Below are 9,978 nucleotides of genomic sequence, written 5' to 3'. Positions count from 1 at the left end.
GTGAAGTGGAGGAACTGTTGGGGGCCCTCAGGCGGTGGTCAAGAACGGGCGGTGTTAGCCCGCTTTCTTTGCTTACTTTCTTTGCGGCGGCAAAGAAAGTAAGTGCCGCCCCGCACAGGGGCAACGCGTGAAGAACCAATAACAAAACGCGGATGCCAGCGAAAACACAAGCAAACCGCCCCAGCACCATGCGGAAGCCAGCGAACAGCGAAAGCGGACCACTCCGGCATCGCGAGACACGCCAAACCAGACTAAACCCAAACCCACCCCCCCCCCCCCGCGCCGCGAGCATCTATTAAACCTTCATATAGGTTGACTCAACCATTCGACTGCACTTCCAACCGTATGTACGGCTAGTCGCGCCAGGCCTGTCCGGTTAACTTTGATCCATCGCAGCAGCACTGCAATTCAAGCTGCAAAGCTCCAGATCAACTGAACCGGAAACCCTGCCATGACATCCACACTTCTCGACCTGCCTGCTCCGCTTGCCGATGTCGTGTCGCGCCGCGCGGCATCCCCCATCGTCGCCGAACAGCAATGGCGGCGCATGAACCTCGCCGGATACGACAACGCGCCGCGCGAAAACAATGTCGCGATAGCACGCTGGACGCATAGCGGCGATGCCCCCCTCGAAGTGTCGAACGAAGGAAGCCCCACCGATCACTGCATCGGCCTGAACCTCAAATGCGCCGCGCTCACCTTCGATCACGCCGGCCGCCGCCTCGTCCATGGCCGGCTCACGGCAGGCGCGGTCCAGGTGACGGCGCCCGGCGTGCCGACCAAAGCGGTGTTCGCGTCGTCAGCCGATGTCATGCATCTGTTCGTGTCGCAGCAGACGCTCGCCGAGTGCTATCAGGACCTGTTCCAGCAAACGCGCGACGCCGATATCGTCCTCGACGATCCCGAACTGATCCGCGACCCCGTGCTCGAACGCCTGGGTCAGGCGCTGGCCGTCTCGCAGAGCAACGATGCCGCGCTCGGCAAGATGTTCACGGACAGCGTCAGCCTCGCCATCGTCTCGCACATCGTCTCGCGTCATTTCGCCGGCGCCACGCGCCGCTCGCGTGAAGCCGCGCCGCTGCCGCAATGGCGCATGAACCGCGTGATCGAATTCGTCGATGCACATCTGGCCGAGCCGATCGGTCTGGCCGAAATCGCCGCGAGCGCGGGCCTCACGCGCATGCACTTTGCCGCGCAGTTCCGCCGCGCTACCGGCGTGCGTCCGCATGAATACCTGCTGCGCCGCCGTGTCGAGCATGCGCAACATCTGCTCGTGACCTCGAAATACAACGTGATGGACGTCGCGCTGAGCTGCGGTTTCCGCTCGCAGGCGCACTTCACGACCGTCTTCAAGAAGTTTGTCGGCGAAACGCCGCATCGCTGGAAAGAAAAAACCAACGACGTGCGCTGAAACGCGCCGTACTCCGCTCTCGACAGATCCGAAGCCTCGCCCGATCCGATCGCTTTATTCAGGAGTTTCGACATGCTGGCAAACGCAAACATGATGGACCCATGGACCCAGACCATCGGTCTGCTGGGTACGCCCTCGCGCCTGATGGCCGTCGCGGAAGGCGCGACGCTGACGCGTCTGAAAACGCGCAACGCGGATGAGCCCATTGGCGCATCGGTGACGCTGATCGACCGGCCCACGCCGTCGACGGCCACGATCGCATGGCGCGATTCGACGCGCGGCTGTTTCGGCGATCAGGTCTGGCGCATGGCGCGCGCCCGCATGGAAGGCTTCTGCGCGATGAGCGGCCAGGCAATCCGTCCCGGCGATGCCGTCTACAAGCCGAACCCGCGGCCCACGCCCGTCAACGGCGACGCAATGATCCTCGCGTCCGTGCTGCGCGACGCCGACGTCCTCTGAATGGCGCGCATCGTGCAATGCTGGCGGCGCGCGATGTCCCCTGCGATGCGAGCCCCGCAGCGCCTATGGCATAGTCCCCGGCTGGGGGTGCGATACGGTCGTGAACGGGTATGCCGGCCGCGTCGCGCGAGATGGATGGCTCACTTTGCCTGGGTTCGCGAATGGCAGATATCGTCGGCAGCATGCGCGTCTTCGCCCGGGTGGTCGAGACGGGATCCTTCACTGCGGTTGCGAAAGAGAACGACGTAACAGCTGCGCAGATTTCGCGCGCCGTCACGGCGCTCGAAGAGCAGTTGCAGACGGCGCTGCTGCATCGGACGACGCGTCATCTGTCGTTGACGGAAGCGGGCAGCCGCTTCTACGAACGCGCCAAAGCGATCCTCGCGGACCTCGACGCGGCAGCGGACGAGGCGCGCAACGCGAGTGTGTCGCCGGTGGGCAAGGTGCGCGTGCATTGCGCGCCCGGCCTGGCGCAAAGCACGGTCGCGGCGGCGCTAGTCAGCTACCAGCGCGCGTACCCCGATGTCTCCGTCGAACTGAAGATCGAGCAGAGCATGCCGAATCTGGTCGAGGACGGCTACGACGTGTCGCTCATCTCGGCGACCCATCTGCCCGATTCGGCTTATGTTGCGCAATCGCTCGGTGCGGGGTGGGCGCTGATGGTGGCATCGCCCGATTATGTGAAGCAGCATGGCATGCCGCTCACAGCCGACGATCTCCCCGCGCATACGCTGCTCAAGCTCGAGTCGCCCGTCGCGCCACCCGACGAATGGCACCTCGAAAGTACGGAACACGTGCACGTATTGACGCTTACGCATGCGCCGCTGCAGGTCAACGCTCCCGACGTGTTGCGCGCGATGCTGCTGGGCGGCGCGGGCATCGGTACGCTCGCGACCTATACCGCTGTCGAGGATCTCGTAGCCGGCACGCTGGTGCGCGTGCTGCCGCAATACAGGCTCAGGCCATTCACGGTCTACGCGGTTTATCCTTCGCGCCGTTATCTGGAAGCGAAAGTCCGCACCTTGCTCGATCACTTGCGCGCGACGCTCACGCCCGCGCTGGAAGAAGCAATCGATCGCATAGAAGCACTCAATCTCACTGTCGAGCATGCAGCAAAACGAGCGTGAATCGCGACGATTACACGCAGCGCCATCAAGAATCTTTATCCGCGCCCCAGGCTTAATCGCAGGCGTCGCGCTCAATAGACTGATTCTCAACCGGCATCGACCGGATCATCTCTGGAGAATCAGTCATGACGACCACGCTCGACCTCACGCATCACACCCTCACTGCCAACGGCATTCGACAGCACTATGTCGAAGCGGGCGAAGGCGCGCCTGTCGTGCTGCTGCACGGCTTTCCCGAGACGCATTACGCGTGGCGGCATCAGATTCCCGTGCTCGCGCAGCACTATCGCGTGATCGCACCGGATCTGCGCGGCTACGGCGAAACCGACAAGCCAGCAAGCGGCTACGACAAGCGCACGATGGCCAATGATCTTCGCGCTTTGTTGCGTGAGCTGTCGATCGAACGTGTAGCGCTCGTCGGCCATGATCGCGGTGCGCGTGTGGTGACGCGCTTTGCGAAGGATCATGCGGATGTGGTGGATCGCCTCGTCGTCATGGATAACGTGCCGACGCGCATCGTCGCGCAATCGATCGATGCGAAGATCGCGCGGGCTTACTGGTTCTTCCTGTTTCATCAGGTGCCCGACTTGCCGGAGACGCTGATTGCAGGCAAGGAGCGCGCATGGCTGCGGCACTTTTTCTCGGACTGGTGCTATGACCCGCACGCAATCACCGGCGAAGCGTTCGAAGCGTATGTGCGGGCCTACGAGGCGCCAGGCGCCGTGCGCGGCGCGATGTCGGATTACCGCGCGAACGCGGTCGATGTCGCGCAGGACAAGGAAGACGCCGACGTGCTGATCGAAGCGCCCACGCTCGCGCTGTGGGGCGACGCGTTCCATGCGGTGGGCCAGATGTTCGACATGGAAAATGTCTGGAAGGGCATGGCGCGCGATGTCGTCACGCACGCGATTCCGCGCGCGGGCCATCTGCCGCATGAGGAGCAGCCGGAGATCGTCAACCGGATTCTGCTCGATTTTCTGGAAGGCTGGAGAGGCTGACGCGCGTGCGGGCCAGGTTTTATCCGCGTGCGGCGTCGAGCAGACACCGCGCGCGCCGCTGAGCGTCGTCGATCCAGTTCTCCAGCAGGCTCGCCGTCCCGACGTCCTGATGCTTTTCGCAGGTTGCGTGCGCGCTCAGCATGAAGGCGGCGAGGCGCAGGTTGTCGGCGCGCAATCCGGCGAGCATCGTATGCAAGGGCGCGGCAGGCAGATCGTTGTCGGCGAGCCGCTGCAAACGCGCGATATCCGCGATCGAATGCAGCGTCTCGCCACCTATCATGCGCACGCGCTCGGCAATCGCATCGGTGATCGAGAAGATCTGCTCGCCCTGTTCGTCGAGCAACTGATGGTCATCGCCCGAACTCGAGCCGAACATGTGCAAGCGGCAGTTCTGTGTCTTCAGGTAGAGGGCGAATACGTCGGCGAGCAACGGGTTCAGATGCGACGCGATATCGTCGATCGCACGCTCGCTGAACGGTTTGAACTGCACGGCGTGCGTGAGCGCAACGGACGCATGGATGGTCGACATGATGGCTCCAGATAGAGGTACGCGACGCGGCCGGGCGCTCCGCCGCGTCAGTACGAAAGAACGCCCGTCACTCGCCCGCGTGCGCTTCGCCGATGACCTTGCCGCGGAAGATGTAGTACTGGTACAGGTTGTAGCCGATCATCACCGGGAAGATCAGCCCGATACCTGCAAGCATGAACGCGAGCGTGTGCGAATCCGAAGAGGCTTGCACGATGCCCAGCTTGCCCGGCACGAAATCCGGGAACAGGCTGACCGCGAGACCGACGAACGAGACGATGAACAAGGTCACCGCACCGCGAAACGGCCCGCGCGACGCGCCCATATACAGCGACGCCATGATGAACGCGAACGCCAATGCCGCTGCGAGGCCGAGCGCGATCAGCACGTGCATGACGCCCGGCTGCGACCAGCGATCGAGCCCCACGTCGCTGAAGAACCATGTGGCGATGGTCAGCAGCAGCGCGGCTGCGACGGTCAGCATCGCACTCAGCAGCGCAAGACGCCGCGACCATTGCTCCATCATGCCCACTGTCTTCTTCACCAGATACGTCGAGCCCAGCAACGCATAGCCTGCGACCACGCCGACAGCCGTCACGGCGATGAATACCTCGTTCGTCCCGCCCGGCAACAGACCAGTGATGACCTTGCCGAGCACGACGCCCTGCGCAATTGCTGCCACGAGACTGCCGATGCCGAATACCTTGTCCCACAGCGGACCATGATCGACGCTATGGCGGAACTCGATTGCCGCGCCGCGCATGATGAGCCCGGCGATCAGCAACATGATGGGTAGATAGAGATCCTGCATGATCTGCGCGTAAGCAGTCGGAAACGCGCCGAACAGTCCGCCGCCGAGCACGACGAGCCAGGTTTCGTTCGCGTCCCAGACATGGCCGATCGATTCGACCATCACGTCGCGGTCTTCGCGCCGCGGGCGCAGCAGGCTGAGAATACCGACGCCGAGATCGAAGCCGTCCGTCACGACGTAGAAGACCAGCATCAGGCCGAGCAGGCCAAACCACGTATAGGCGAGCAGCGAATGGGTAGTGCTATCCATGAGGCAACCTCTTGAGCGGTGTACGCGGCATCAATAGCCGGAGATCGATTTGGTCGTCACGGCGACGGGGGTGACGATGGCGGGCGGCACGCTGGTCAGATCGGGGCCATTGCGCAGCCAGCGGCGCGCGAGCACGAAGAATGTGACGAGCAGCACGACATAAAACGCGAAGAACATCGCCATGCTCAGGGAGATCGACGAAGGCGCGACTGTCGACGCCGCCTGGCTCGTGCGCAGCAGTCCATACACGACCCACGGCTGACGGCCCACTTCGCGCACGATCCAGCCCGCTTCGACGGCGACATAAGGCAACGGAATGCACAGCACCCACGCGAGCAGGAGCTTGCGGCGCGCAAGCAGCGCGTCGAGGCTGCCGCGCGCCTTGCGCAGCGCGTACGCGGTCCAGAACGCCAGCAACATGAAGCAGAAACCAATGCCCGCCATCACACGGAACGCGTAGTAGAGGAGAGGGATCATCGGCGGCTGGTCTTGTGGCTTGAAGTCGGTGAGGCCTTTCACCTGGCCGTGCAGCGAGTGCGTGCCGAGTATGCTCAGCATACCGGGGACTTCCAGCGACCAGTCGTTGCGCTGCGCGTGCTTATCAGGCCAGGCAAGCAACGACCAGGACGCGCCCGTGCCCGGCGCATTGGTGTGCCAGTGGCCTTCAATCGCTGCGCCCTTTGCAGGCTGCGTTTCGAACACGCTCACGCCGCTCGAATCGCCGAGCCAGATTTGCAGCGGCGCGGCGATCACGAGCACGGCGAGCGCGATCTTGAACGAGCGCGCAAAGAACTCGGGATGACGTTTGCGAAACAGGTTGTACGCGGAGATGCCCGCAATCACGAACATGCCGGTTTCGATTGCGGCGACCCACATGTGCGACACGCCCCACACCATGTCGGGATTGAAGATCGCGGCCAGATAGTTGGTGACCTCGATCTTGCCGTCGACGACGGCGTAGCCCGCCGGCGTCTGCATCCACGAGTTGGCGACCATGATCCAGAACGCCGAGATGCTTGAGCCGAGCGCGACCATGCCCGTCGCGAACAGATGCACGCCGCGCGGCACGCGGCCCCAGCCGAGCAGCATCACGCCGACGAAACCCGCTTCGAGCATGAATGCCATCGCGCCTTCGAAGCCGAGAATATTGCCGATGAACTGGCCGCTGTACTGCGAGAAGCCTGCCCAGTTGGTGCCGAACTGGAACTCCATCGGAATGCCACTGACCACGCCGACCGCGAAGTTCAGTACCAGCAGCTTGCTCCAGAAGCGCGCCTGCCGGTAGTACATCGCGTCGCCCGTTTTGATCCATAGCGCTTCGACGAGCACGAGGAACGCGGACAGACTGATGGTCAGGATCGGCCACAGGATATGGAAGATCGCCGTCATCGCGAACTGCGCACGCGACAGGTCGACAACATGATCAAGCATGGCTCGTCTCCTCGGCTTGCGCTGCGGCTTGCGACGTCGAATGCACGACAATCGCGCGCGTTGCGGAGTCGGGGCCGACAGCGGCGGCGCGCACGACCTTCACGGGCACCGACTTGTACGAAGGCGTGCGGCTTTGCGCGTCGTACGCATAGAGCGGCACGAGCGGATTCACTTCCGGGTAGTACGCGCCGCAGCAACCGTCGGGCAGCGAATACTCGACCACCTTGAAGCTGCGGATAATGCGCTCGATGCCATCCGTCGAGAGCGCGACGATATCGACACGTTGGCCCGGATGCAGACCACGCTTTTGCAGCTCGCGCTGGTTCATGAACACGACGTCGCGCTGTCCGAAGACGCCGCGATAGCGGTCCGAGTGCGAATACAGCGTGGTGTTGTACTGATCGTGGCTGCGCATCGTGGTGAGCCACAGCGCGTCGGGATCGTCCTGGAACGGGTCTTCGTTGAGCCCTTTGAACACGAGGAAATTCGCGCGGCCCGTCGACGTGTCCCACACGCGCTCGCGCGCCGATGACACCAGATGAAAGCCGCCCGGTACACGGATGCGCTCGTTGTACGCCTGGAAGATCGGGAACACGATTTCGATCGCATCGCGGATGCGGTCGTAGTTCGCGATCATCTGCTCCCAGGGCACGCGCGAATTTTTGCCGAGCGTCGCGCGCGCAATGCCCGCGACGATGGCCGGCTCGCTCTTCAGATGCGGCGAAGCGGGTTCATTGCGGCCAGCGGATGCATGCACCATCGACATCGAATCTTCGACGGTGATTGATTGCGGGCCGTCTGCCTGAATATCGATTTCTGTGCGGCCGAGGCACGGCAGAATCAGCGCTTCCTTGCCGTGCACGAGATGGCTGCGGTTGAGCTTGGTGGCGATATGCACGGTCAGATCGAGCTTGCGGATCGCTTCCTGCATGCGCACCCAGTCGGGAATCGCTGCCGCGAAATTGCCGCCCAGACCGATGAACACTTTCGCGTCGCCGCGCATCATCGCTTCGAGCGTAGCGATCACATCGTTGCCGTGATTGCTCGGCGCACGAAACCCGAACGCACGCTCGATACCATCGATCAAGCCTTTGTTCGGTTTCTCCGTGATGCCGACCGTGCGGTTGCCTTGCACGTTCGAGTGCCCGCGCACGGGGCAAATACCGGCGCCGGGCCGGCCGACGTTGCCGCGCAGCAGCGCGAGATTGGCGATCTGCTGGACAGTCTCTGTGCCGCGATGATGCTGCGTAATGCCCATGCCGTACACGATGATCGCGTTTTCGGCCTGCATATAGATGTTCGCAGCGTTCTCGATATCGGCGCGCGCGAGGCCGGAGTACTTTTCGATCGCATCCCACGAAGTCGCGCGCAGATCGTCGAGCAGCGCGTCGATACCGTGCGTGTGACCCTGGATGAATTCGATATCGAGGATACGTGGGTTATCGGCGGCGATTGCGGCGTCGTCGGCTTCGACGATTGCTTTCATCATGCCTTTGAGCACGGCGACATCGCCGCCCACGCGCACCTGATAGAGGAATGTGCTGATGGGCGTATAGCCGAGCGTCGCCATTTCGACGGGATTCTGCGGCGACGCGAAGCGTTCCAGCGCGCGCTCGCGAAACGGATTGAACGACACGATCTTCGCACCGCGGCGCGACGCCGAATGCAGGTCGCTCATCATGCGCGGGCTGTTGGTACCGGGATTCTGACCGAAGTTGAAGATTGCGTCGGCGTGTTCGAAATCTTCGAGCAGAACGGTGCCTTTGCCGACACCGATCGATTGCGGCAAGCCGACGCTCGTTGCTTCGTGGCACATGTTCGAGCAATCGGGAAAGTTGTTGCTGCCGAATTCGCGGACGAACAGTTGGTAGAGGAACGCTGCCTCGTTCGATGCACGGCCCGATGTGTAGAAGTCGGCCTGATCGGGATGGTCGAGTGCATTCAGATGACGGCCCACGAGAGCGAAGGCGTCTTCCCATTCGATGGGCATGTAGCGGTCTGATGCACGGTCGTAGACCATCGGATGCGTTAGACGTCCGACCATTTCCAGGTCGTAGTCGTCCCACGCGGTGAGTTCGGACACGCTGTGCGCGGCGAAGAATTCGGGTGTGCAGCGGTTGACGGTGGCTTCCCATGCAACTGCTTTCGCGCCGTTTTCGCAGAATTCGAATGACGACGTGTGCTTTGGGTCGGGCCATGCGCAGCCCGGGCAGTCGAAGCCTTGGGGCTGGTTCATGTGGAGGAGCGTCTTCGCGCCGGAGACGGGGATGCCTTGAAGCGTCAGCGCTTCACCTGTTGCTTTGAGGGCGCCCCAGCCGCCTGCGGGGTCGCTGTAAATGCGGATTACCTTTTTTTTGCTCATTTTCTGTTTCCTGTTTTCAGTATCTGTTTCGTGTGCGATCGCCTATGGCATTGAGGAATGATCTGGTGACGGAAACGATGAGTCTTGCGAGTTTGCCCGGTGGTTTTGTTTCTACACGGAGATGGGTTTTGGTTTTGGTTTTGTCTTGCGACGCTGGAGTGGTTTGCTTTTGTTTTCGCTGGCATCCGCGGGGCGCTGGTTTGGTTTGCTTGTTTTGTTGCTGGCATCCGCGTGGCGCCTACGCGGCGCGAGCGTTGCCCCTGTGCGGGGCGGCACTTACTTTCTTTGCCGCCGCAAAGAAAGTAAGCAAAGAAAGCGGGCTAACACCGCTAATTCTTGACCTCCGCCTGAGGGCCCCCAGCAGTTCCTCCACTTCACACGGCGTTCTGCCATTCACTTCCCGCTGCCAACGCTCTTATTGGGCGCCTCACCCACTTCAATCACCCGTAGCGCAGCAAACGGCAGCGAATGGTCACTGCCGCCCAGGTGGCAAACTGTGTGTAGGTCGTAGTGCTTCACACGTCGGCGCTCTTACGACACCGATCATGCTTCCGAGCCGTGATCGTGGTTTTCAGTCTGGAGTGGAGTGCATACGTCGCGAAAG

8 protein-coding genes are annotated in these 9,978 nt (G+C 62.3%); 4 read left to right on the top strand and 4 right to left on the bottom strand.

Annotated features, from left to right (window positions below; all coding sequences use genetic code 11):
- Positions 1 to 451 precede the first annotated feature (451 nt).
- The 4 genes from G3O01_RS44455 (at position 452) to G3O01_RS44440 (ending at position 3,995) form a co-directional block, all read left to right on the top strand.
- On the top strand, positions 452 to 1,411 hold the full coding sequence (locus G3O01_RS44455; protein ID WP_205813849.1) for an AraC family transcriptional regulator: 960 nt from the start codon (positions 452 to 454) through the stop codon (positions 1,409 to 1,411).
- Between the two features lie 72 nt (positions 1,412 to 1,483).
- Positions 1,484 to 1,870 (top strand): DUF3331 domain-containing protein, encoded by a 387-nt coding sequence (locus G3O01_RS44450; RefSeq protein ID WP_205813848.1) that lies wholly within the window; start codon positions 1,484 to 1,486, stop codon positions 1,868 to 1,870.
- Between the two features lie 161 nt (positions 1,871 to 2,031).
- Complete coding sequence (locus G3O01_RS44445; RefSeq protein WP_205813847.1) at positions 2,032 to 2,997, top strand: LysR family transcriptional regulator; 966 nt, start codon at positions 2,032 to 2,034, stop codon at positions 2,995 to 2,997.
- Positions 2,998 to 3,122: 125 nt separating this feature from the next.
- On the top strand, positions 3,123 to 3,995 hold the full coding sequence (locus G3O01_RS44440) for an alpha/beta hydrolase (protein WP_205813846.1): 873 nt from the start codon (positions 3,123 to 3,125) through the stop codon (positions 3,993 to 3,995).
- Positions 3,996 to 4,014: 19 nt separating this feature from the next.
- Here the strand turns inward: G3O01_RS44440 and G3O01_RS44435 are convergent, their stop codons facing one another.
- The 4 genes from G3O01_RS44435 to G3O01_RS44420 all read right to left on the bottom strand — a co-directional run bounded on the left by G3O01_RS44435 (position 4,015) and on the right by G3O01_RS44420 (position 9,374).
- Positions 4,015 to 4,524, bottom strand: a complete 510-nt coding sequence (locus G3O01_RS44435; RefSeq protein ID WP_205813845.1) for a DNA starvation/stationary phase protection protein — start codon at positions 4,522 to 4,524, stop codon at positions 4,015 to 4,017.
- Between the two features lie 67 nt (positions 4,525 to 4,591).
- The gene (locus G3O01_RS44430) at positions 4,592 to 5,581 is read right to left on the bottom strand and encodes a cytochrome d ubiquinol oxidase subunit II (RefSeq protein ID WP_205813844.1); all 990 of its coding nucleotides are present in this window, start codon (positions 5,579 to 5,581) and stop codon (positions 4,592 to 4,594) included.
- A gap of 30 nt (positions 5,582 to 5,611) precedes the next feature.
- Entirely contained in the window at positions 5,612 to 7,012 is a 1,401-nt protein-coding gene (locus G3O01_RS44425; RefSeq protein ID WP_205813843.1) for a cytochrome ubiquinol oxidase subunit I, read from the bottom strand.
- Positions 7,005 to 9,374 carry an FdhF/YdeP family oxidoreductase gene (locus tag G3O01_RS44420; protein WP_205813842.1) on the bottom strand — a complete coding sequence of 790 codons (2,370 nt, stop codon included), beginning with the start codon at positions 9,372 to 9,374 and terminating at the stop codon, positions 7,005 to 7,007. Before G3O01_RS44420 ends, G3O01_RS44425 begins: the two co-directional genes overlap by 8 nt.
- Positions 9,375 to 9,978 lie beyond the last annotated feature (604 nt).

This window comes from Burkholderia sp. Ac-20365, assembly GCF_017104715.1.
GTDB lineage: Bacteria > Pseudomonadota > Gammaproteobacteria > Burkholderiales > Burkholderiaceae > Paraburkholderia.
The sequence above is the reverse complement of the archived record's forward strand: the minus strand, read 5'-3'. Positions and strand labels throughout refer to the sequence as shown.